The following is a 23,684-nucleotide window of genomic DNA, read 5'->3' as shown; positions in this document are numbered from 1 at the left end:
GGGTCTTTTCGTAATCCCCCCCCGGCCCCCCCTCCCCCCCGCGGCGGGGGGGGGGGGGCCGCCCCGGGGGGCCCGGGGGGGGGGCGCCGGCCCCCCCCCCCCCCCCCACGGGCGCCCAGAGCAGGCGAAGGCCCGCTACGAGGACGGCCGGCTCTCCCTCAGTGCTCGGCCGGAACCGCTCGGGCGACGAGCTGCTCCGCCTGGAGAAGCATCGGGGAAGCCCGGTCCACGAGGTCGTGCAGGACGGACAAGTAGGCCGCGTCGCCGCCGAGTTCGTCCAGCAGGCGCTGGGCCCGGTCACGGAAGACAGTGATGTCCTGCTCGTACCGCCGCAGTACGTCCGGTGCGAGAAGGACGGCGGTGAGTGCCGCCCCGGCGTCGGGCGAGCGGCGTGCGGCGGCGTGCAGTTCCAGGACGCGGTCCGCGGAATCGGGGCCGGCGTTCTCCAGGGCGCACGCCAGCAGATAGGTCACCGTACCGTTCGCGAGGTCCTCGTTGCGGCCGGTCAGGATGTCCTGCTGATCGTTGAACAGCTGCCACAGGATGCCGAAGACATTGCCGAACTCCCGCCAGCGTTCGACTCTTTCGTCCGTACGGCCCGCAAGTCGCGCGGCCATGGCGGTGACCATGCTGAACGGCGCGCCGGACTTCCCGAGGTACGCGGCGACCACGGCGTCGCGTGTGGCGGCGCCCGCGTCCGCGCGAAGGTCCCTCAACTGCCCCTCGGTCGCGGTGACCCAGCACCTCACGATCTCGGCCGCCAGCGGGCCGCGCGCCGCCTCGGGGATCCGCGGCGACCGAACGACGAGCAGGGGGAGCGGAATTCCGCTGATGACCGTCGCGAGCAGCGCCTGGCTCTCACCCAGAGCACCGGCGGCGAGGACCGCCTGGCCGTCGGCGAGGTCGTCCAGGTAGCAGGCCGAGGTCCACCACAGTTCATGGACGATCGCCAGCGGAACAGCCGGTCCGGGCGCCCCCGTCTCCACCGCGTGGACGAGCATCGGCAGCACCGACAGGGGGTAGGTGAACGTCCGGTGATCCAGGAGTTCGGCGACCGCCGCCCGGACCGAGGTGGCGGACGGTCCCAGCAGGTCGAGTGCGGATGTCCGCTCCGCCTCGATGTCCGCGGCCATCTCCCGATGCAGATCCATGTACGACTTCGCCCGCACGCAGCCCACCCCCACCACCGAATTAATCGAGCACCGATTCGATCATTCGCCATGATGACGAGCCAGAGCAACATTGCGCCATGGCCCGTTCCTTGCGGACCTCGTTCGACCGCCGGCGAGGCGGCGGATTTCCCTCGGCGAAGCGGCGGGCCTCCGTCCGTGAACCCCGTCATACTGACCGTCGTGCGCGTAGCCATCATGACCGCGGGTTCACGGGGCGATGTCGCGCCGTTCACCGGGCTCGGGCACGGCCTGGTACGGGCGGGGCACGACGTGACCCTGGTGACGCACGGGTGCTTCGCGGACCTGGTGCCGGGCTCGGGGGTGGGGTTCCACGCGCTGCCCGTCGATCCGCGGGCCGAACTGGAGTCCGAGCGTGGGCGGCGGCTGCACCGCAGCACCACGGGAGCCGGCAAGATCTTCCGGCTCGTCGGGATGACCCGGTCGCTCGTCGGGCAACTGAGCGACGACATGATCGCGGCCGCCCGCTCCAGCGACGTACTTCTGCTGTCCGGCTCACTGGGGCCGCTCGGGTACGCCGTCGCGGAAGGGCTGGCCCTGCCCAGCATGGGAGTTCACCTCCAACCACTGTTCCCCACACGGGAGTTCGCCCCACCGGTGGCCGGTGTCCGGTCATGGGGGCCCACCGTGAACCGGGCCGCCGGTGTCGCGGTGAACCTGGCCGCCGAACGGGTCTTCGCCGAGACCGTGCGGAGCCTGCGCGAGCGGCTCGGCCTGCCGCCCGTCGGCTCCGTCGCGGCCCGCCGCGCCCGCGAGCGGCAGGAGTGGCCGGTGCATCACGGGTTCAGCCCCTCGGTGGTGCGCCGGCCGCGGGACTGGCGGCGTGGCCTGGACGTGTCCGGGTACTGGTGGCCGTACGACGGCGAGGACGCCCGGCTCCCCTCCGCGCTGCGGGACTTCCTGGACGCGGGCCCCGCTCCGGTGTTCGTGGGCCTCGGCAGCGCCACCGTCCCCGATCCCGGGCGGGTGAGCTCAGAGGTGGTGCGCGCCCTGCGGGCCGCCGGGCTGCGCGGGGTGATCCAGCGGGGGTGGGGTGAGCTGCGCGCCACCGGCGACGACATGTTCACGGTCGGCGAGGTGCCGCACTCCGTCCTGTTCCCCCGGATGGCCGCGCTGGTGCATCACGCCGGGGCCGGTACGACAGCGGCGGGGCTGCGGGCCGGGGTCCCCGCGGTACCCGTGCCGATCCAGTTCGACGAGGGGTTCTGGGCCGCCCGGCTCGTCGCGCTCGGTGTCTCGCCCGGCGCCCTGTCGCTTCGGGCACTGCGCGCCGAACGGCTGGCGCCCGCACTCGTCCGGGCGACCACCGAACCCTCGTACCGACGGCACGCGCGGGACCTGGCGGAACGCCTTCGCGCCGAGGACGGGGTGGCACCGGTCGCGGAGGCGCTCGACCGGCTCGAAGGACTCGGACGGCACGAAAGCTGACGAGGGCGCGCCCCTCGCCGACGCTCACACCCACCGCCGCCTGCGGACTCGGGCCGCCTCCGCTCATGAGGGGGTGGCCATGACCTTCCTGGGCCCATGCCCGGCTCCGCCCACGGGCTCCCGGCCATGGCTCCCGCGGACTCGCGACCACCCCCGCTCATGGACCCGTGGTTTTCTCCGCGCCCCATCCAACGGGGCGCAGGATCCCGAGCAGTTGCCGGACCAGTTCCTCCACCACCTCGTCCAGGGTCGCGTCCACCCATCCGGCGTTCCAGTCGTGCAGCAGGCCGTTCACGCTGCCGATGAAGGCGGTCGCGGCGAGGCGGTAGTCGCGCGGCGCCGCCTCCCCGCGGGCGACGGCGGTCGCGGCCTCACCGCAGATGAACTCCACCCAGCGGGCCCGGCGGGCGAGCCGCTGGTCCTCCAGGCGCGCGCTCACGCCGATGATCTCCACGAACGTGATGCGGATGCGCCGGGGATCGCTCGTCACGTTCGCCGCGTAGGCGCGGAAGAGGGCGGTGGCGCGCTCGGGAAGCGGCAGGTCGCGGGCCTCGGCGAGCGCGGCCAGGGCGGCTTCCTCGGCCCAGTCGTTGACCTGGAGATGGAGCGCCGCCAGTACGTCTTCGAGGCTGCGGAACGCCTCGTAGAACTGGCGCGTGGACAGTCCCGCCGCCTCGCTCAGCGCAGCCACGGTCGTGGACCGGTACCCGGGGCCGGCGCCGAACAGTTGCAGCCCGGCGTCGAGAAAGCGGCCGCGCCGCTCCGCCTGCCGCTCCACGGCGGTTCTGCCGCCGTAACGGCCGGTGGGCTGTCTGAGCCTGCCCGCCACGCGTTCCTCCCTCGCCGCCGACCCGTACCGGCGTTCGCCCCCTCGGCGATTTTGTCGCGCACCGCCCCTTGTGGAGAGACTCCCCAGTCCTTACTTTCCAGTAAGCACACTTTGAAAGCGGGCATGTTCAGATTTTCTCTTGTCATGCTCTCAACATTTGTCGTGCGCGTGCTCACCGCGCGCTCCCGGTTCACCGTGCCCGTCACCCGCACTCCCCCACTACGACAGGGAACCCTCCATGTCCGTCCACAGAGCCCGACACCTCTGTTCTCTCGCCGCGGCCCTCACGCTCACCCTCGGAGCCACGGCCACCGCCGCGTCCGCCGCCACCGCGCAGGCCTCCGCCACCGATCTGCGCGAGGTGATGTTCGTGGGCAACAACTGGGAAGGCACCGCGGACGTCATCCGGTCCACCGGTGACTTCGCGAAGGTCGGCCGGATCGACGTCATCCCGGACAAGGCCGAGCGGCTCGCGGCGATCAACGCCGATCCCATCAAGTGGGCCTACTTCATGGGAATCCGAAGCGGCGTCGGCGAGGGGCACGACCAGTTCGTCGACGACATGTACTCCACCCCCGACGGCAGGTCGGTGGTCGTCTCGCGCCCGAGTTTCGCCGACGTCGTCTCGATCGACCTCGCCACGGACCGGATCAACTGGCGATTCCCCGTGGCGGGTTACCGCTCGGACCACATGGCCGTGTCGCCCGACGGCACCCGGGTGGCGGTCTCCGCCTCGACCGCGAACACCGTGCACGTGCTCGACATCACGACCGGCGCGCAGCTCGGTTCCTTCGCCACCGGCGACAAGCCGCACGAGAACATCTTCACCCACGACGGCAAGTACATCTGGAACATGGCGATCGGTGACGTCACCACCGCTCTCGACGACCCCTGGCTGGACTGGACGAAGGGCGACCGGAAGATCACCGTCGTCGACGCGACCACCTTCAAGCAGGTCAAGGTGATCGACATGCGCCAGCGCCTCGACGCGATCGGCCTCACGGACTTCTCCGACGCCGTCCGCCCGGCCGTCTTCTCGCCGGACGAGTCGAAACTGTACTTCCAGGTGTCGTTCTTCAACGGCTTCCTGGAGTACGACGTCGCCACCGACCGGATCACCCGGGTCAAGACCCTCCCGAAGAACCCCGCCACCAGCAGCGACCGCACGACGTGGGTCAACGACTCGCGTCACCACGGCATTTCGATGAACCCCTCGGGCACCAAGCTGTGCGTGGCGGGGACGATGGACGACTACGCGACCGTTGTGGACCGCGCGACCCTCCAGGAAGGCCCGCTGGTCCCCGCCTCCAAGCCGTACTGGGCGACGGTCAGCGGGGACGGCAAGGACTGTGTCATCTCCGAGAGCGGCGCCGACCAGGTCACCGCCATCGACTTCGCCACCGGGCAGAAGACGGTGTCGGTGCCGGTCGGCGACCACCCCCAGCGAGTTCGCCTCGGCCATGTGGAGGCGAACTGGAGCGGTCCGTCCGGCAGTTGACGGGTGCTCAGCCGAACCGCGCCGCGGCCCAGGCGGCCAGTTCGGTCCGGGCCCCGCTCAGCAGAGCGGAGGACGGGGCGCTCGCCCCGTTCGTGACCAGCGCGTAGTGCACGGTTCCCGAGCCGGACGCGGTGAGCAGGAGGCGGCGGCTTCCGGTACCGCCCGGCTCGGGAGCCACGGCGATGGGTGCGGCGGTGGTGTAGGCGGGCGGGGAGGCGATCGCTCCGAGGTCGGACACCACCGTCGTGGCCGAGGCCGGGAAGGAGGCCGGCAGATGGAGTTCCGTCGGGGCCGTGCCGCCGTCGGAACGCCAGACGAGCAGGCCGTACTGCCCCGCTCCCACGAGCTGGGAGACCTGCGGCAGGGTCGAGGGAACCGGGTTCCACGTCAGTGTGGTGGAGCCGTCGCGGGAGCGGTCCTCGTAGGTGAAGGCGAGGGTGGAGCCCGCGGTGGCGCTGGGGTACAGGCGGTCCAGGAGCCGGGCGTCCTGACGCAGTACGGCGGCACCCGAGTCGTCGAGGCGTACGGCGGAGAGGTCCTCGTCGTTCCAGGCGTCACCCGAGGTCAGGACTTTGTCGGGGTTGCCGTTCATCAGCTCGTGGTGCCGGCCGCTGTAGATGTCCCACTGCCATTGGGTACCCGACAGGACCGGTCCCGACGAGGCCGTCCCGGTCCACCAACTGGAGCCCGGGAGGCGGGAGTCGAGGGCCTGGTACATCGCCTTGTCGACGGTGGGGGCCTTGTCCGAGACCGTTCCGGAGAGCGGGTGGCCGAACTCGCTGACGACCGCGGTCGTCCCGGCGGCCGAGGCCCGGTCCCGGACCGCGGCGAAGTCGGTGGCGTACTGGCCGTCTCCCGCCTTGCCCCACATGAGGATGCCGGAGATGGCCTTCTGGTCGTAGAAGTGGGTGTTGAACACGTAGCGGGGGCCGAGGGTGCCCGCGTCCAGCAGTCCGCCCTCCTGTTTCTGGGAGCTGATGTTGGAGTTCCAGAAGAGGTTCGGCTCCACGAAGGCGGGCTTGTCCTGCCAGCCGGCCGCGTCCATGCGTGCCCGGAACCTCCCGTAGAAGGGCCAGAGCAGGTCGCGTTCCCAGGTGCGGCTGGTCTGGCCCGATTCGTAGGTGCCCGCGTAGGGCTCGTTGAACGGGTCGAAGCCGGCGACACCGGCGAACTCGGCGGTGGTGAGGTGCTGTCGGACGTACGTCATGGTCGCCTGGGCCGTCGTGAGGAAGGCGTCCTGGAGCCCGTAGGAGTTGTGCCAGAAGTCGTACTGCGCCGCTTGGACGGCACTGTTCTGGGTGATGTTCTGGCCCCAGAAGAGGCAGATACCGCAGGACTCCTGCGGGTAACCGCCGGCGGTCACGGCCCACTTGGGGGCGCCGTCGCCGGAGTACCAGCTACCCGTGTTGAAGAGATACCGAGAGTAGAGGTCCTGGTGGAAGTCGGGGAAGACACGGATTCCCGCGTCGAGGAAGGCGCGCATCTGGTCGGTGGCCGCGGCGAGATAGGCGCTGTCGACCTGCCCTCGGGCGGGTTCGGCGTGCGCCCAGGAGAGCAGGAAGCGCACGGAGTTGCCGCCGCCGAGGGCGCGCAGAGCGGTCGCGGACTTCACCGCGTCGGCGACCGAGGCGAAGGGCAGTCCGCTGTTCTCCTCCAGCTTGGTCTCGCCGGAGACGTTGTAGCCGCGCAGGACGACCTCGCGGCCGAGGCCGTCGGTGAAGCGGCCGTTCGTGACCGTGAGGGTGGCGGCGGCGGGCTGGTCGAACCAGAGGGAGTCGGGGAGACCGTCCGCGGCGGCGGGCCCGGCGCCCGCCGCCGTGAGGAAACCGGTGAGGAGTACGAGGACGCCGAGCAGACGCGCACGTAACTTCGACATGTTCACAACAGTCCCGCCGGTACCGGGAGGCGTCAACACCTCTGACTCATGAGTAAGTTTCTTGTTCCACAGGCCACTTCGCGTGACGACGGAAGCAGGGCGGCCGGCTCACCCGCCGACCCGGCGCGTCAGATGCGGCAGGTACTCCTTGCGGTCCAGCGGGTTCAGATTGCTCCGGGGCCGGTCCGGGATCACGCCGTGCGCCACGGGCGCGTGGTGGTCGAAGGCGCCTCGTGTTCACGAAGATCAGCGTGGGAAGGCACGACCGCTGGAGCGTGCGTGTCAGGACGCGTGTCCGCGCCCGGACTCCCTCCACGGCCGAGACTACGAGGACGGCTCCGTCGAGCACGCCGAGCACCCGTTCCACCTCGGCGATGAAGTCCGGGTGACCGGGGGTGTCGATCAGGTTCCTTCCTGGGTGGACATGAAGGGTGTGCGCATCTCTACGCTCAACGAAATCGTGTCGCGGGGCGGATCCTTGAAGGTGACCGGAACCTGATCATCGAGAGGACCGGACCCCTGAAGCGGGGCCGGCCGGCGGCGAGAGGAGCGGACGATGCGTGACATCCTCCCCGCGCTGTACGCGTGGTACGCGGCCGGAACACCCTTCGGACTGGCAACGGTGGTGGCGGTCGGGCGCAGCGCGCCCCGCGACCCGGGCGCGGCCATGGCGGTGGGTCCGGGCGACGAGGTCGTGGGCAGTGTGTCCGGCGGCTGCGTGGAGGGGGCGGTGTTCGAACTGGCCCAGGAGGTGATCGCCTCGGGCGAGGCGCGCCTGGAGACGTTCGGGTACAGCGACGAGGACGCCTTCGCCGTGGGACTCACCTGCGGCGGTGAGATCACGCTGCTGGTCCGGCGGGTGTCGCCCGCCGACGATCCGGCCTTCGGCGCGGTGGCCGAGTCGGTGTCCGCGGGCCGCCCGGTGACCGTGGCGACGGTGTCCGACGGGCCCGCGCCGCGCGGAGCCACGCTGGCCGTGTGGCCGGACGAGGACTGGGGTCCGGACCGCGCGATGTCCCGTTCCCCCGGCTCGACCGGCCGGGACGAGCCGGACGACAGGGCAGGGCCACCCGACGGAGTGTCCCGTTCCCCCGGCTCGACCGACCCGGACGAGCCGGACGACAGGGCAGGGCCACCCGACGGAGTGTCCCGTTCCCTCGGCTCGACCGGCCCGGACGAGCCGGACGACGGGGCGGGGGCGCCCGGCGGGGTGTCCGGTTCGCTCGGCTCGGCCGGCCTGGACGTCGCCGTCACCGCCGACGCGCGCGGCGAGCTGGCCCAGGGCGCCACGGGGCAACGGCACTACGGGCCGCACGGCGAGCGGCGCGAGGACGCCGTCACCGTCTTCCTGCACTCCTTCGCACCGCCGCCGCGCATGCTGGTATTCGGGGCGATCGACTACGCGGCCGCCGTGGCCCGTATCGGCGCCTTCCTGGGCTACCGGGTCACGGTGTGCGACGCCCGCCCGGTGTTCGCCACGCCGAGACGGTTCCCGGCGGGCGTGGAGGTCGTCGTGGACTGGCCGCACCGCTATCTGCGCGGCACGACGACCGACGCGCGCACGGTGATCTGCGTGCTGACCCATGACCCCAAGTTCGACGTGCCCCTGCTGGAGGAGGCGCTGCGCCGCCCGGCCGCGTACATCGGGGCGATGGGCAGCCGCCGTACCCACGACGACCGCGTCGGACGGCTGCTCGCGTCCGGCGTCTCGGTGCGGGAACTGTCCCGGCTGCGCTCCCCCGTCGGTCTCGACCTCGGGGCACGTACACCGGAGGAGGTGGCCGTGTCCGTCGCCGCGGAGATCGTCGCCCTGCGCTGGGGCGGCAGCGGGCTGCCGCTGACGACGAGGGACGGGGCGATCCACCCGCGTTGACCCGCGTCCCGGGAGCGGTGGATCAGCCGGTGCGCGGGGGCAGCCGGTGCAGGGTCACGTCGGTGAGCCGGCCGTCGTCGGTCACCGTGGCCGTCATGTACGTGCAGTACGGCTCGCGGCGGCGGTCGGTCGGCGAGCCGGGGTTGAGCAGGCGCAGGCCGGTCGGCGCGGTGCTGTCCCAGGGAATGTGGCTGTGCCCGAAGACCAGGACGTCGAGATCGGGGAAGCGTTCCGCGCAGCGCTGTTCGCGGCGCTCCGCGGCGCCGGTCTCGTGGACGACGCCGAAACGCAGGCCGCCCAGTTCGGCGCGGGCGATCTCGGGGAGGCGGACCCGCAGCTCGGGGCCGTCGTTGTTGCCGTACACCCCGACGACGCGTCGGGAACGGGCTTCCAGCAGGTCGAGGGTGGCGGTGTCCACCCAGTCCCCCGCGTGGATCACGACGTCGGCGAGCGGGAGTTCGGCGAGGAGCGTGGCGGGGAGTTCCCTGGCCCGCTTCGGGAGGTGGGTGTCAGACAGCAGCAGGAGACGCACGGCCTCAGGGTGTCACCTCGGCCCTCGGACGGGGGCCGGCGCGATCCCGCGCCGCTCGGGCAGGGTCCCGTCAGTCCAGCGCGATCTCGCTCCAGACCTGCTTCCCGCCGCTCACCGGCACCGTGCCCCAGGTAGCGGACATCGCCTCGACCAGGAGGATGCCGCGGCCGCCGGTGGCCTCCCAGCCGATGCTGGTGGGCTTGATCGGCGTGCGCGGCGAGTTGTCGGCGACCGAGATGCGCAGGCGGTGGCTGACGAGGGTGAGGTCGAGCCTGACCTGGCCGTCGGTGTGCACCAGGGCGTTGGTGACGAGTTCCGAGACGATCAGCAGGGCGGCGTCCGTGTGGGCGTCGACGCCCCAGGTGCGCAGGGCGCGCCGGGTGTAGCGGCGGGCGTGCCGGACCGCCTCGGGGACCCGCCAGACGGTCCAGCTCTCGCGGAGCGGGCGCACCTCCATGCCGTCGTAGCGCATCAGCAGGAGGGCCACGTCGTCGCTGCGGTTGGCGCCCGTGAGCAGTTCGTCGGCGACGAGACCGAGGTGGGCGGGGTCGGAACCGGCCAGGCCCGCGGCGAGCCGTTTCAGGCCGTCCTCGATGTCGACCTCGACGGACTCGACCAGACCGTCGGTGGTCAGCGCCACGATGGTGCCGGGCAGCAGCCGCAGCGGGCTCATGGGGAAGTCGGTCTGCCGGATGACGCCGAGCGGCGGCCCGGGTTCCGATTCGGGAACCTCGGTACCGCCGTTCGGGTGACGCAACACCGGTGGAATGTGTCCGGCCCGCACATACCAGGCGGACCCCTCCTCCATGTCGACGTCGACATAGCAGCAGGTGGCGAAGAGGTCGGTCTCCAGATCGAGCAGGAGCCGGTTGGCGTGCGAGACCACCACGTCCGGAGGATGGCCCTCGACGGCGTAGGCGCGCAGGGCGGTGCGCATCTGGCCCATGAGGGTCGCGGCCGAGGCGTTGTGTCCCTGGACGTCTCCGATGACGAGGGCGACGTGGTTGTCGGGCAGCGGGATCACGTCGTACCAGTCGCCGCCGACGTCCAGGCCCGACGTGGTCGGCAGATAGCGGGCGACGGCGACCGCGCCGGGCAGCCGGGGCAGCCGGCGCGGGAGCAGGGTGCGCTGGAGCATGCCGATGAGTTCGTGCTCGGCGTCGAAGGCGTGGGCGCGCACCAGGGCCTGCCCGGCGAGCCCGGCGGATGCGGTGAGCAGGGCACGCTCGTCGGGGCCGAAGTCGTGCGGGGCGTCCCAGCCGATCAGGCAGGCCCCTGCCATGCGTCCGCCCGCGGGCAGCGGCAGGACGGCGAGACCGCCGGGGCCGACCTCGGCGAGCGCGGCTTCCAGCTCCGCGCCGGCCGGCCAGATGGCGGGCCGCCCCTCGTTCAGGGCCGCCGCCAGGGTCGGCATGGCCCGGACGGGGGCGTCGGGCCACTCCGAGCGCCATTCGCTGCGCCACAGCTCCGGCCAGTACTCCGGTTCGGGCGGTTCCAGCAGCGTGACGACGAGACGGTCGCCCTCCAGCTCGGCGACGGCGATCCGGTCTGCCTGGAGGGGCTTGCGCAGGGCGGTGACGACGGCCTGGCCGACATCGCGGACGGTTCCGGCGTTGGCGAGGGCGGCGGCGAGCCGCTGGACGCGGCCGACGTCGTTCAGGCCGGAGCGCAGCTTGGAGGCGTCGGAGACGGTGCCCACGAGCCGCGCGGGGCGGCCCTCTCCGGAGGGCAGCAGGCGGGCGCGCAGCCGGAGCCACTTGTGTCCGCCGGACGGCTGGAGGATGCGGAACTCCAGTTCGCGGTCGCCGATGATCATGTGGTCCGGTTCCACCGCGGACATCAGGGACGGGAGGTCCTCCGGGACGGTCATCGACAGCAGGGTCTCGACCTTGCCGTCGAAGGCGGTGGAGGACAGCCCGAACAGGTCGAGCACGTCGTTGTCGACCTCGACGTGCCCGGTGTCCATGGAGAGGCTGAACGAGCTGGCGGGCAGGTCGGCGGCGTCGTCGGGCAGCGGGGCCGGCGGGCAGACGACGGCGTCGGCGAGCATGCCGAGACAGGCCCGGTCCTCGGAGCCGAAGCCTTCGGGGTTCTCGCTGACGGCGACCATGCAGCCGTTGTCCCGCAGGGGCAGCACGGCCAGCGAGAAGTCCTGGGAGAGCAGCCGCGGGGCGTCGGAGCGGCGGGCCAGTTCCTCCGGCCCGAGCCAGCGCGACTGCCCCGAGCGGAGGGCCTCGGCTGCCGGGGAGCCGCCGGACAGGGGGTAGCTGTCGCGGAGCCCGTACAGCGTCCTGGGCACTCCCGCGGACTCGGCCAGATGCAGTTCGCCGCCCCTCACACTCGGTGAGTACACGGCGGCGACGGTCGCACCGGTGAAGACGAGTGCCTGTTCGAGCAGGCGGTGCAGCCGTTCGCGCGGGTCGAGGTCCGCGGTAAGCGTCTTCAGGGCAAGTTCGGCGCGCGACATTCTTGTTCCGCGTTCCGCAGCACCCTCACTGACCACGCCGTAATTACAGCGCTTCCGGGGCTCCGGCGCAGCCCCTGTGACCGTTCCGGACCCGTCGGGCCTGCGCGGCAGCCCGTACGGCACGGGCAATCGAACGAAATCGAATCCACCTTTGTTCATGTGTTTCGCACGGTGATCCGACAGCGATCCGAAGGCCGGTGCAACCGTCCGTACGTCCGGGCCGCCCGCGGTACGGACACCGGGTCGGGGGGCCGGCTCCGTTCGCCGTGCGCGATGGGTCTTCAGGGGGGAGCCTTGATCCCTGGAGGTGCGGAGGCCCCGGCGGCCCCGCGAGGAGGTGGTCGGCGTGTCCGACGGGCATGAGGCCGCTCAGGCGCCGGCCGGCCGGCGCGTCCCGGTGGGACGGCCGCTGCTGTCGCTGACGCTGGCCTCGATCCTCGACGATGTGCACGCCCATTCGGGAGCCGTGTACCTGCTGGCCTCCCACGAGCCGGTGCTGGAGATGGCGGTCTCCGCCGGGCTGCCGCGGGCCTTCGCGGCACCGTGGGAACGCGTGGGGCTGAGCGCGCCGATCCCGGTCGCCGAGGCGGTACGGGAGCGGCGGCTGATCTGGGTGGGCGGCGAGCACGAGATGGCCCGCCGATATCCCCGGATCTCGGTGGTGCTGCCCTATCCCTTCGCCCTCGCGGCGCTTCCGGTGGCGACGGCGACCACCGTGTACGGCGCGGCCTTCCTGACCTGGCCCGGCTCGCACCCGCCGGAACTCTCCGACTGGGAGCGGGAACACCTCACCGCGGCCTGTGGCCGGCTCGCCCTGCGCCTGGAGCGGGCCGCCGTGGAGAACCGCCCGCTGCACGCCGAGCCCGACCTGCTCACACCGAGCGCGGCGTCGTCGGTCGGCACGTTCGGCACGGTGGAGGCCACGCGGATGGTGGCGCGACTGCCGTACGGACTGTGCTCGCTGGATCTGCACGGACGGGTGTCCTTCGCCAACGCGGCGACGGCCGAGCTGCTCGACGTGCCCGCCAGCCGGCTCCTGGGCACCCAGCTCTGGGCGGCCGTGCCGTGGCTGAACGACCCGGTCTACGAGGACCGCTACCGGGCGGCGCTGATCAGCCAGCACGTGACCTCGTTCGTCGCGCTGCGCCCGCCGGGCGACTGGCTGTCGTTCCGCCTGTATCCGAGCACGAACGGGCTGAGCGTCCGCATCTCACGGGCCCGGCCGGTCTCCGAGATGACGCGGGCGGGTCCCCAGCGGCGTGACGGCAGCCCGCGGCTGGTGACGATCTCCCATGTGCTGAGTCTGGCCAGCGCGCTGACGGAGGCGGCCGGGGTGCAGGACGTCGTGCAGCTGATCGCGGACGAGATCTCGCCCGCCGTCGGCAGCCAGGCCCTGGTCGTCCTCGGCAGCCGGGCCGGGCGGCTGCACGTGCTCGGGCACCGCGGCTATCCGGACGCGCACACCGTGGAGCAGTTCGACGGGCTGCCGCTCAGCGAGCGGACCCCGGGTACCCATGCGCTGAACACCGGTATGCCGGCGTTCTTCGACTCGCGCGAGCAGTTGGAACGGCTGTATCCGTCGCAGTACGGGACACCCGACGGCATGGGCGCGTGGGCGTATCTGCCGCTGATCGCGTCCGGGCGGCCGGTGGGCACCTGCGTCCTCGGGTACGCGCAGTCCCACCACTTCGCGACCGACGAACGGGCGGTGCTGACGAGTCTGGGCGGGCTGATCGCTCAGGCACTGGAGCGTGCCCTGCTCTACGACGCCAAGCTCCAGCTCGCGCAGGGACTGCAGGCCGCGCTGTTGCCGAGCTCGCTCCCGCCGCTGGCCTCGATCGAGGCGGCCGCGCGCTATCTGCCGGCCACCCAGGGCATGGACATCGGCGGGGACTTCTACGACCTGGTGTCCTCGCACGGCCGGGCCGCGGCGGTGATCGGGGATGTGCAGGGGCACAACGTGACGGCCGCGGGCCTGATGGGGCAGATCCGCACCGCCGTCCGCGCGTACACGGCGGTCGGCCAGGCGCCGGAGGAGGTGATGGGCAGCACCAACCGGCTGCTCATCGACCTCGGGACCGAGCTGTTCGCCAGTTGTCTGTATCTGCGGCTGGACCCGGCACGCGGCGTCGCCGTGATGGCCCGGGCGGGGCATCCGCCGCCGCTGCTGCGCCGGCCGGACGGCAAGGTCAAGGCGCTCGACCTGGCCGGCGGGCCGCTGCTCGGGATCGACGCCCACGCCGTGTATCCGACGACGGAGGTGCCGCTCGTGCCGGGGTCCGTCCTCGCCCTCTACACCGACGGCCTGATCGAGTCTCCCGGTGTCGACATCGAGGACGCCCTCGCGGACCTCGCGCGACGCCTCGCCGCTACCGGGGACCAGCCCCTGGACGAGCTGGCCGACAGTCTGCTCCTGCGCGGGGAGGACGGCGACCAGGAGCGGCCGGACGATGTCGCGCTGCTCCTGCTGCGGGTACGGCCTCCCGGCTGACCGGGCGCCACGGAAAAGGAGCGGTCCGACCCTCCCGCCGGAGGGCCGGACCTGTCCACTGTCGACCGGAATTCCCTGTTCCGTTGGCCGGTCAGTGGTTCTTGATCGCCGGAGTCACCGGCTTCAGGGGGTGGCGGACACCATGCCCGAGCCGTCGTTCATCCCGGCGGCACCGGACTGGTCGCCCGCCGCACCGGACTGGTCGCCCATCGCGCCGCTCTGGTCGGCCGCTCCGCCCGCCTGGTCGCCGGCACCCGCCGCGCCACTGGCGCTCGGGTCAGCCACGCCGCCCGCGGTCGCACTCGGGTCAGCCACGCCGCCCGCGGTCGCGCTCGGATCCACGGCACTCGCACTGGCTCCTGCGCCGGCGCCCGCGTCTCCCGCGCCCAGCGTCGCGCCGACCGCCGCCAGCGCGGTGGTGACGGGCTGGAAGAAGGTCTCGCCGCCCGCGGTGCAGTCACCGCTGCCGCCCGAGGTCAGACCGACCGCGCCGCCGTCCTGGGTGAACAGGGAGCCGCCGCTGTCGCCCGCCTCGGCGCACACGTCGGTCTGGATGAGCCCGGTGACCGTGCCCTCCGGGTAGTTGACGGTGGCGTCGAGGCCGGTCACGTTGCCGTTGTGGAGACCGGTGGTGCTGCCCATCCGGAAGACCTGCGTGCCCACGGTGGCCTCGACGGCCGCGTTGATCTGGACGCTCTGCCCGTTGCCGACGTTGACCGCGCTGTTCGTCTGCGTGGCCGGGTCGTCGTACTTGACGAGGGCGAAGTCACCGTTGCCGGGGAAGGTGGCCTGGTCGACGGTGGCGATGGAAGCGCCGGTCTGCGAGTCCGACCACTTGGCGGCGGCGACACCGCAGTGGCCCGCGGTGAGGAAGGCGGGGGTGCCGTCGCCCGCGGTGACGTTGAAGCCGAGCGAACAGCGCACGTTGCCGCCGAAGATGGCGTCGCCGCCGTCCACGAACGTCTTGAAGGTTCCCGCGGACTTCTTGAGGGTCGCCACGCCCGAACCGAGGTTCTTGACGGTCGACTCCACGGTGTTCCACTTGGTGCCCGTGACGGTGGAGTCCGCGGTCACCTGGATCTCGTTCGTCTTCGGGTCGACCGCCCACGCCGTGCCGGGGATCGTCGCGTCCGCCTTCAGCGTCTTGGCGGCGGTCTGCAACGCCGAGGTGCTGTTCTGCACCTGGTGCGCCACGGCGCCGGCCTGCTCGATCTGATTGACGACGTTGCTGTTGTTACCGACCACATTGATGACGAGCTGCTTCTGCGCCGGGTCGTAGTACGACCCCGCGAAGGCGTCGCCCAGTTGGGTGGCGAGCATCGAGGCGACGCTCGAGACATCGGTCGCCTTGAACGTTCTGGGAGAGGCGTCGTCCCCGTTCGCCTGTGACGCGTTGGCGTGTGGGAGCAGCAGAGCCGCTGCTCCGAGCGCCGCAACGCTGCCCACCGCGATGGCGGCCTTGCGCTTGGGTATCCGTTTGTGACTCAACTCTTGACCTCCTGGGGACGGGGTCGATGCCGCGTCCGGCAGCTGACTGGGGGGCGCCTGGTTGCCTGTTGATACGCGTGCGTCACCCGGGGCGTTCAACTGCCATTGCAAATTGCGGGAGTTGGCCTCACCAAAGGCGTCGATTGCGGGGACAACCGGATCATTTCCGCTACACCGGCACGGCGACGGCGATCGCGTCGCGGGCGGGCACGGCGTACACAATCCCGGCCGGACCCCACCACGGTGTGCGACCGGGTGGCGACGTTCCGTCGCCGATCAAGAACGGAATCCCGGGTTCAGGGAATCTGCACAGCCCGTGCTCAACGAGGTCACCGCGTACGGGAGATCTGCACAGGCGCGCGCCCCCCTGCGCGGCATTGGGCCGGGACTGTCCCATTCGGTGCGGGAGTGGCAAGGGTTCGCGCGGATCCATGCCACGCAGCATGTGAAGAAGTCGCCGCGGGGGCGTGTGGACGCCTGCACGCTTCACCGCCCCTGGAGCACAAGTTCCCAGGTGAGAGCCCTGGTTGATTGGAAGCGCGCCCCGCGCCCGTGCTTTGATCCGTGGCACCGCGGAGGTGGCGGCACCGCTCCCTGGAACGGGAGCCGCACCCCTGCGGCGGCGGCCGTCATCTGTCCCCCAGAGTGGCCGCTCTCCCCCTTGTGAATATCCATATGAAGGGAAGTTCCATCATGAACTCCACCCCCCGTGTCGAGACCGCCGAGATCTCGGACGCCGACCTCGACAACGTCTCCGGCGGCCTCGCGCTGAACGCCGTCGGCACCGTCACCGGCCTGGTGGACGGCGTTGCCCCGGTCTCCGGCGTCCTGGGCACGGCCGTCGGCACCGTCGAGGGTGTGACCGGCCTGAGCACCGCCCCGGTCACCGGCCTGGTCGCCGGTCTCTGATCGCGTTTCACGCCGCCGAGTCCCGGAACCGCCCCACCGGTTCCGGGACTCTCGGGTGCCGTAAGCCTCTCGAACAGGTGAGAAGAGTCCCGTGCAGTTCCGCCAACAGGCCCTCGCCAAGCTGCGGTCGCCCGAAGAGCTCGACCTTCCGGTGCGCTTCGCCCGCCCGCAGGGCTGGCTCGTCCTGTCCGTGACGGTCGTCGCCATGGCCGCCGCGTCCGTGTGGGCCGTGACCGGCACGGTCACCTCCGCCGTCGGCGCGCCCGCCGTCCTGACGCACGCGGAGGGGAGTTACATCCTGCAGAGCCCCGTCGCCGGGCAGGTCACCGCGGTCCTCGCGAAGGAGGGCGAACGGCTCCCCGCGAACACCCCCGTGCTGAAGGTCCGTACGGCGCAAGGGGAAACGGCCGTCGTCCGCACGGTCGCCGCGGGCCGCGTCACCGCGCTCGCCGCCGCCATCGGCGCGATCATCTCGACCGGCGCGGACGTGGCCGCCGTGGAGAAGGTCGCCCGCGCCGACGACCCGCTGTACGCGACGGTGTACGTGTCCGCCGGAAGCGCCGCCACGATTCCCGCCGACGCCGCCGTCGACCTCACCGTCCAGTCGGTGCCGGCCCAGCGGTACGGAGTACTGCGCGGCCAGGTGAAGGCGGTGGGCCGCAGCGTGCAGACCCGGCAGCAGATCGCCGCCTACCTGGGCGACAGCCAACTGGGCCAGCGGTTCACCGCGAACGGCAGGCCGGTGGCCGTCCTGGTCCGGCTCGACCGCTCGTCCGCCACGAAGAGCGGCCTGAAGTGGTCGTCCGCCGACGGGCCGCCGTACGCACTCACCTCCATGACCCTCGCCACGGCCTCGATCCGGCTGGCCGGTCAGCGCCCCGTCGATTGGCTCCTGCCGTGACCACCGCACCCGACACCCGCGGCAGACGGCGCGCCGCCCCGCCCCGGCGCAACGTTCCCAAGGGCCGGGTCAAGAGCGTGCGCACCCCCACCGTTCTCCAGATGGAGGCCGTGGAGTGCGGTGCGGCCTCCCTCGCCATGGTGCTCGGCCACTACGGCCGGCACATCCCGCTCGAGGAGCTGCGCATCGCGTGCGGTGTCTCGCGGGACGGTTCGCGCGCGAGCAACCTGCTGAAGGCGGCGCGCAGTTACGGCCTGACCGCCAAGGGCATGCAGATGGACACGGCCGCGCTCGCCGAGGTGCGGGCACCCGCGATCCTGTTCTGGGAGTTCAACCACTATGTCGTGTACGACGGCATGGGGCGCCGCTTCGGGCGCCGGGGCGTGCACATCAACGACCCCGGCAAGGGCCGTCGCTTCGTCCCGATGGAGGACTTCGACACCGGCTTCACCGGAGTCGTCCTGGTCATGGAACCGGGCCCCGAGTTCCGCAGGGGCGGCCGGAAACCGGGGGTACTGGGCGCCATGCCGGCCCGGCTGCGCGGCACTTCGGGCACGATGCCCGCCGCCGTGCTGGCGAGCCTGCTGCTGGTGGCGGTCGGCGCGGCGGTACCCGCGCTCAGCCGGACGTTCATCGACCAGTATCTGATCGGCGGTCAGAGTTCGCTCCTCGGAGTGCTGTTCGCGTCGATGGGCGCCTCCGTGCTGCTGACGGTGGTGCTGACCTGGCTGCAGCAGGCGAATCTGCTGCGCGGCCGCGTCATCTCCTCGACGCTCTCCAGTGCCCGGTTCCTGCGCCATCTGCTGCGGCTGCCGGTCACCTTCTTCTCCCAGCGCAGCCCTGCCGACCTGGTGCAGCGGCTCCAGTCGAACGACGCGGTGGCCGAGACCCTGGCCCGCGATCTCGCCGCGGCGGGTGTGGACGCGGTCGTCGTCGTCCTCTACGCCGTGCTGCTGTACACGTACGACCCTCAGCTGACGGCCGTCGGGATCGGTGTCGCGCTGCTCAACGTGGTGGCGATGCGGGTAGTGATCCGGCTGCGCGCGACCCGCACCGCCAAGCTGCGGGCCGACACTGCCCGGCTGACCAACACCGCTTACACCGGGCTCCAGTTGATCGAGACGATGAAGGCCACCGGTGGGGAGGACGGCTACTTCCGCAAGTGGGCCGGACAGCACGCCACCACCCTGGAGGAACAGCAGCGCCTCGGTGTGCCGAGCGCCTGGCTGGGGGTGGTCGCTCCGACGCTCGCGACGCTCAACAGCGCGCTCATCCTGTGGATCGGCGGCCTGCGGGCGGTCGAGGGGCACGTCTCCGTGGGTCTGCTGGTCGCCTTCCAGGCGCTGGTCACCCGCTTCACCGCGCCGATCACCCGGCTCAACGGCGTCGCGGGCCGTATCCAGGACTTCGCCGCCGACGTGGCCCGCCTCAAGGACGTGGAGAACTTCCGGGCCGACCCGCTCTACGCCCGCTCGGGCACCGGCGAGTCGACCCGGCGTTTGCAGGGCCATGTGGAGCTGGAGAACATCACGTTCGGCTACAGCCCGCTGGACAAGCCGCTGCTCACCGGGTTCTCGCTGACGGTCGGCCCGGGTCAGCAGGTCGCGCTGGTCGGCGGTTCGGGCAGCGGCAAGTCGACGGTCTCCCGGCTGATCTCGGGCCTGTACGCGCCGTGGGAGGGCACGATCCGGATAGACGGCCGACGGCTGGAGGACATTCCGCGCGGCGCGCTCGCGGCCTCCGTGTCCTTCGTCGACCAGGACGTCTTCCTCTTCGAGGGAACGGTCCGCGACAACGTGGCGCTGTGGGATCCCTCGATCCCGGACGACGCGGTGACCGCCGCTCTTCAGGACGCGGCGCTGTACGACGTCGTGACGCGCCGTCCCGGCGGTATCCACAGCCGGGTCGAGCAGGACGGGCGGAACTTCTCCGGCGGGCAGCGGCAACGCCTGGAGATCGCGCGGGCGTTGGTGCGCAGGCCCAGCATTCTCGTGCTCGACGAGGTGACCAGCGCGCTGGACGCGGAGACGGAGCAGACCGTCATGGACAACCTGCGCCGGCGCGGCTGCGCCTGTGTGGTGATCGCCCACCGGCTGAGCACGGTGCGGGACAGCGACGAGATCGTCGTACTCGAACACGGCACGATCGTGGAACGCGGGCGGCACGAGGCACTGGTGGCGGCCGGCGGTCCGTACGCCGGTCTGGTCAGGGAGCGTTGAGATGACCACGGTTCACGAGGGCGTCCACGAGCAGGACATGGTGCTCGGCGCGCTCGGCGGCATGGGCACGCCGGTCGCCTGCGCGGGGCTGAGCCGGCTCGATCTGGAGGGTCCGCAGGTCCTGTGGCTGGTGGTCGCCGGCGCCATGGACCTGTTCGCGGTCGACGCCGCGCAGCAGGGTCACTGGCATCACCTCGGCCGTCTCGAAGCGGGCACTCTGCTGCTCGGTCCGGTGACGGGCCCTCAGCACACCCTGGTGGGGCGGCCGTTGCGGGACTGTGAGATACGCCGGATCGGGTTGCGGGAGCTGTACCAGCAGGCCGACACGGCGACCTGGTCGTACGACGCCTACGGCAATCCGCAGTACGTGCCGCCGACGGAGAGCCCGCTGGAGTACGCGCTCGCGCTCGGCGTCGGACGCGGTCTGTCCGTCCTCTTCCAGGCGCCGACGGCCACGGAGAATGCGGCGGCACCCAGCGACGACGATGTCTTCTGGATGCAGGTCCCACCGGGGAGCGTGCTGTACGGGTCCCTGTACGGGGCCGAGGCCGCCGCCGATCTGCTGATGGACTCCGGGGTCTGGCAGGGCATGGTCGACCAGCAGTACCGGCTGCTGTCCACGCTCGACCGCTGGATCGAGGAACTGGAAGCCGGGCACGAGGACCGTACGGCGGCGGGCATCAAGGCCGGTGAGGCCGTCCGCGCCCAGGCCGACCGCACCCTGCTCGCGTCGATCGGAAGGCCGTCGGCGAAGCGCCCGACCGCGGCCGAGACGGACGCCACGTACACGGCCTGTCAGTTGGTCGCCCGCGCGGCCGGGATCACCCTCGCCGAGCAGGCCCGCAGCGGCACGGAGAGCGAGCGGCTCGACCCGGTCGAGCGGATCGCGCTGGCCTCGCGGGTCCGGGCCCGTGCCGTACGTCTGGACGGGCGGTGGTGGCGCGACGACATCGGCCCGCTGGTCGGCCACCGGGCGGTGTCCGGCGCGCCGGTCGCGCTGCTGTGGCGGCGCGGCGGATATGTCGCCGTGCAGCCGTCGTCCGGGCGGGAGACGCCGGTCGAGAAGGCCAACGCGGCGGAGTTCGAACCACGGGCCGTGATGTTCTACCGTCCGCTGCCCGAGCGGAGGTTGAGCCCGCTGCGGCTGGCCCGGTTCTGTCTCGCGGGCACCGGCGTAGATCTGCGCAACCTCGCGATCAGCGGTCTGGTGACCGTGGCGATCGGCGCGCTCGTGCCGATCGCGACCGGCAGGGTGCTCGGCGAGTACGTGCCGAAGGCCGAGCACGGCCTGATCGTGCAGGTCTGTCTCGCGCTCATGGTCACCAGCGTCGTGTCGGCGGCGTTCATGCTGATGCAGAACCTCACGCTGCTGCGGATGGAGGGCCGGATCGAGGCGAGTCTCCAACCGGCCGTGTGGGACCGGCTGTTGCGGCTGCCGACGGCGTTCTTCGCCGCCCGCTCGACCGGTGAGCTGGCCAGTGCCGCGATGGGCGTCAGCGCGATCCGCCGGCTGCTCGCGGGCGTCGGACCGACGCTCGCGCAGGCGGGCACGGTCGGCGCGATGAACCTGGGTCTGCTGTTCTGGTACAGCGTGCCCATGGCGATGGCCGCGATCGGCATGCTCGTGGTGATCGCGACGGTGTTCCTCGGTCTCGGTCTGTGGCAGGTGCGCGGGCAGCGCCGTCTGGTGGTGCTGAGCAACAAGCTCAACAACCAGGCCTTCCAGACCCTGCGCGGTCTGCCCAAGCTGCGGGTCGCGGCGGCGGAGAACTACGCGTACGCGGCCTGGGCGGGCGAGTTCGCCCGAAGCCGGGAGCTCCAGCAGCAGGTCGGCCGTGTCAAGAACCTGACGACGGTGATGGGCGCGGTGTATCTGCCGCTGTGCTCCCTGCTGATGTTCATGCTGCTGGCGGGCCCGGCGCACGGCTCGCTGTCAGCCGCGGACTTCCTCACCTTCAACACGTCGATGACGATGCTGCTGACCTCGGTCACCCAGATCACCGGCGCGTTCGTCTCGGCGGCGGCCGCGCTGCCGATGTTCGAGGAGATCAGGCCGGTGCTCGACGCGACGCCGGAGGTGAGCGGGGCGAGCACCCGTCCCGGTGTCCTGTCCGGCGGGATCGAGGCGCGGCGGCTGTCGTTCCGGTACGCCGACGACGGTCCGCTCGTCCTCGACGACGTGTCGTTCGCGATCCGGCCGGGAGAGTTCGTGGCGATCGTGGGACCGAGCGGCTGCGGCAAGTCCACCCTGCTGCGGCTGCTGATCGGCTTCGACAGGCCGGTGTCGGGCAGTGTGCTGTACGACGGCCAGGATCTGACGGCGCTCGACCGGTCCGCCGTACGCCGTCAGTGCGGTGTGGTGCTCCAGCACGCGCAGCCGTTCACCGGGTCGGTCCTCGACTGCATCTGCGGCACCGAGCCGTACACGCCGGAGGAGGCGATGGAGGCGGCCGAGATGGCGGGCCTGGCCGAGGACATCAGGCGGATGCCCATGGGGCTGCACACCCTCGTGGCGGGCAGCGGCGCGATCTCGGGCGGACAGCGCCAACGTCTGATGATCGCCCAGGCGTTGATACGACGGCCGCGCATCCTCTTCTTCGACGAGGCGACCAGCGCGCTCGACAACGCGACGCAGCGCACGGTGATCGAGAGCACCAAGGCCCTGAACGCCACCCGGGTGGTGATCGCGCACCGGCTGTCGACCGTGCTGGACGCGGACCGTGTCATCGTGATGGAGAACGGCCGGGTCGCCCAGCAGGGCCCGCCCGCGGAGCTGTTGGCGGACACGGGCGGGCGGCTGCACGAGCTGGTGCGGCGGCAGCTCGCCTGAGCGGTCAGTCCGAGCCCGGGACCGGGGCGCCGGAGGGGACACCCGCCTCGACGTAGGCCTCGTAGATCTCCTTCCATGCGGCGATCCCACCGGCGTGCGGCCCAGCGGACCGTTCACCGGCCGCCCTCGCGTCGAGGGCGGTGAGGCACACCTCCCAGCCCGCGCCGTTGCGGGCTGCCGTGTTCCGTTCGGCGAGCACGTGGGTGAGCGTGAAGCGGGTGCGCCCGTCGTCGAGGGCTTCGAGGTCGAAGCGCAGTTCGTCGCCGCCCCACTCGAAGGAGAGATGGCGGGGCGGGTCGACGGCGAGGACGCGGCCCGTCGACTCCGGCATGTTCGGATCGCCGCTGAACGTGATCGTGCCGCCGGGGCGCAGATCCATCTCGGCGCGGGAGGGGAACCACGCGGCCAGTTCGTCGGGGTCGGTCACGAACCGCCAGACGTGGTCGAGAGGGTGGGCGTAGGTGCGGGTGAAGCGGACGGCGGGGCGGCCGTCGTCCAGGATCAGGTAGGTCCCGGTGCGTGCGGTGGCTTCGGCGGACATGGCTCAGTCCTTCGGTGAGGGTGCTTCCGGTGAAGGTGCGTCCAGTGGGGGTGTTGCGCCGTCCGGCCGCCTTCGATCGTGCGGGAACGGCTCGTCGGGGTGGTCCGACGGCTCGCCCGCCCTCGGGTCCGGATCTCCGTCCAGGCGGCGGCCGAGGGCGTCCAGGCTCGCGTTCCACAGCGTGCGGTACGGGGCGAGCCAGGCGTCGAGTGCGGCGATCGGGGCCGGGTCCAGGGCGTAGACGCGGCGTTGCGCGTCCTGCCGGACCCGGACGAGCCCCGCGTCGCGCAGCACCCGCAGATGCTTCGAGGTGCCCGGCTGGCTGAGCCCGCACGCCTCGACGATCTCACCGACGGCCCGGGGGCGCTCCAGGAGCAGCGCGACGATGGCCCGCCGGTGGGGGTCGGCGAGGGCGGCCCAGAGGGAGGCGTCGTCGGACATGGCTTCAATATGCCTCAAGAGTTATATGAACTGCAAGGAATATAGGACGGACGTCACACCCGGCCCGCTAGCGAAACGTTGCCGTTTCGCTCGACGTGGGCGTAAGGTCGGGACGTCGATGTGTACGAAACCGTTTCGTTTACGTGCACGTAACGAGCGACTTCCCTGGAG

The 23,684-nt window shown here is 71.6% G+C and carries 15 protein-coding genes and 2 pseudogenes; 8 read left to right on the top strand and 9 right to left on the bottom strand.

All coding sequences use genetic code 11. The features are described from left to right. Positions 1 to 158: 158 nt before the first annotated feature. On the bottom strand, positions 159 to 1,151 hold the full coding sequence (locus tag ACIQRL_RS26045) for a polyprenyl synthetase family protein (RefSeq protein WP_401335772.1): 993 nt from the start codon (positions 1,149 to 1,151) through the stop codon (positions 159 to 161). A 216-nt stretch (positions 1,152 to 1,367) separates the two neighbouring features. Between ACIQRL_RS26045 and ACIQRL_RS26040 the strand changes: the two genes are divergently transcribed. Continuing rightward, entirely contained in the window at positions 1,368 to 2,618 is a 1,251-nt protein-coding gene (locus tag ACIQRL_RS26040) for a glycosyltransferase (RefSeq protein WP_401336443.1), read from the top strand. Between the two features lie 157 nt (positions 2,619 to 2,775). Here ACIQRL_RS26040 and ACIQRL_RS26035 read toward each other — a convergent pair whose 3' ends face one another. Beyond that, positions 2,776 to 3,447: a TetR/AcrR family transcriptional regulator gene (locus ACIQRL_RS26035; protein WP_401335769.1), complete on the bottom strand. Its 672-nt coding sequence runs from the start codon at positions 3,445 to 3,447 to the stop codon at positions 2,776 to 2,778. Positions 3,448 to 3,685: 238 nt separating this feature from the next. Here ACIQRL_RS26035 and ACIQRL_RS26030 point away from each other — a divergent pair, with 238 nt between their 5' ends. Then, positions 3,686 to 4,945: a YncE family protein gene (locus ACIQRL_RS26030; protein WP_401335766.1), complete on the top strand. Its 1,260-nt coding sequence runs from the start codon at positions 3,686 to 3,688 to the stop codon at positions 4,943 to 4,945. Between the two features lie 7 nt (positions 4,946 to 4,952). On the opposite strand, the gene ACIQRL_RS26025 is transcribed toward ACIQRL_RS26030, so the two are convergent. After that, positions 4,953 to 6,821 (bottom strand): endoglycosylceramidase, encoded by a 1,869-nt coding sequence (locus ACIQRL_RS26025; protein WP_401335763.1) that lies wholly within the window; start codon positions 6,819 to 6,821, stop codon positions 4,953 to 4,955. Between the two features lie 235 nt (positions 6,822 to 7,056). Further along, positions 7,057 to 7,230, bottom strand: a pseudogene (locus ACIQRL_RS26020) (GTP-binding protein); the annotation flags it as partial. Positions 7,231 to 7,377: 147 nt separating this feature from the next. On the opposite strand from ACIQRL_RS26020, the gene ACIQRL_RS26015 reads away from it, so the two are divergent. Then, a complete protein-coding gene (locus ACIQRL_RS26015) occupies positions 7,378 to 8,694 on the top strand; it encodes an XdhC family protein (protein WP_401335760.1) in 1,317 nt (438 codons plus the stop codon). Between the two features lie 22 nt (positions 8,695 to 8,716). On the opposite strand, the gene ACIQRL_RS26010 is transcribed toward ACIQRL_RS26015, so the two are convergent. Beyond that, a complete protein-coding gene (locus ACIQRL_RS26010; RefSeq protein ID WP_401335757.1) occupies positions 8,717 to 9,226 on the bottom strand; it encodes a metallophosphoesterase family protein in 510 nt (169 codons plus the stop codon). A 70-nt stretch (positions 9,227 to 9,296) separates the two neighbouring features. Beyond that, a complete protein-coding gene (locus ACIQRL_RS26005) occupies positions 9,297 to 11,693 on the bottom strand; it encodes a SpoIIE family protein phosphatase (protein WP_401335754.1) in 2,397 nt (798 codons plus the stop codon). A gap of 337 nt (positions 11,694 to 12,030) precedes the next feature. On the opposite strand from ACIQRL_RS26005, the gene ACIQRL_RS26000 reads away from it, so the two are divergent. Next, positions 12,031 to 14,184, top strand: a complete 2,154-nt coding sequence (locus ACIQRL_RS26000) for a SpoIIE family protein phosphatase (RefSeq protein ID WP_401335751.1) — start codon at positions 12,031 to 12,033, stop codon at positions 14,182 to 14,184. 123 nt (positions 14,185 to 14,307) lie between these two features. On the opposite strand, the gene ACIQRL_RS25995 is transcribed toward ACIQRL_RS26000, so the two are convergent. Further along, positions 14,308 to 15,672 carry a S1 family peptidase gene (locus tag ACIQRL_RS25995; RefSeq protein ID WP_401335748.1) on the bottom strand — a complete coding sequence of 455 codons (1,365 nt, stop codon included), beginning with the start codon at positions 15,670 to 15,672 and terminating at the stop codon, positions 14,308 to 14,310. Positions 15,673 to 16,365: 693 nt separating this feature from the next. Here ACIQRL_RS25995 and ACIQRL_RS25990 point away from each other — a divergent pair. The 4 genes from ACIQRL_RS25990 (at position 16,366) to ACIQRL_RS25975 (ending at position 22,531) form a co-directional block, all read left to right on the top strand. After that, positions 16,366 to 16,581: a type A2 lantipeptide gene (locus ACIQRL_RS25990; protein WP_401335745.1), complete on the top strand. Its 216-nt coding sequence runs from the start codon at positions 16,366 to 16,368 to the stop codon at positions 16,579 to 16,581. 91 nt (positions 16,582 to 16,672) lie between these two features. Next, positions 16,673 to 17,482, top strand: a complete 810-nt coding sequence (locus tag ACIQRL_RS25985; RefSeq protein ID WP_401335742.1) for an HlyD family efflux transporter periplasmic adaptor subunit — start codon at positions 16,673 to 16,675, stop codon at positions 17,480 to 17,482. Then, the gene (locus ACIQRL_RS25980) at positions 17,479 to 19,701 is read left to right on the top strand and encodes an NHLP family bacteriocin export ABC transporter peptidase/permease/ATPase subunit (protein WP_401335740.1); all 2,223 of its coding nucleotides are present in this window, start codon (positions 17,479 to 17,481) and stop codon (positions 19,699 to 19,701) included. Before ACIQRL_RS25985 ends, ACIQRL_RS25980 begins: the two co-directional genes overlap by 4 nt. Position 19,702: 1 nt before the next feature. Next, positions 19,703 to 22,531 carry an NHLP bacteriocin export ABC transporter permease/ATPase subunit gene (locus ACIQRL_RS25975; protein WP_401335737.1) on the top strand — a complete coding sequence of 943 codons (2,829 nt, stop codon included), beginning with the start codon at positions 19,703 to 19,705 and terminating at the stop codon, positions 22,529 to 22,531. 4 nt (positions 22,532 to 22,535) lie between these two features. On the opposite strand, the gene ACIQRL_RS25970 is transcribed toward ACIQRL_RS25975, so the two are convergent. Further along, positions 22,536 to 23,072: an SRPBCC family protein gene (locus tag ACIQRL_RS25970; protein WP_401335734.1), complete on the bottom strand. Its 537-nt coding sequence runs from the start codon at positions 23,070 to 23,072 to the stop codon at positions 22,536 to 22,538. Between the two features lie 120 nt (positions 23,073 to 23,192). Then, a pseudogene (locus tag ACIQRL_RS25965) lies at positions 23,193 to 23,513 on the bottom strand (ArsR/SmtB family transcription factor); the annotation flags it as partial. Between the last annotated feature and the right edge of the window lie 171 nt (positions 23,514 to 23,684).

It is taken from the genome of Streptomyces sp. NPDC091209 (assembly GCF_044757755.1).
Taxonomy (GTDB): Bacteria; Actinomycetota; Actinomycetes; order Streptomycetales; family Streptomycetaceae; genus Streptomyces.
This window is presented reverse-complemented; position numbering and strand designations above follow the sequence as displayed.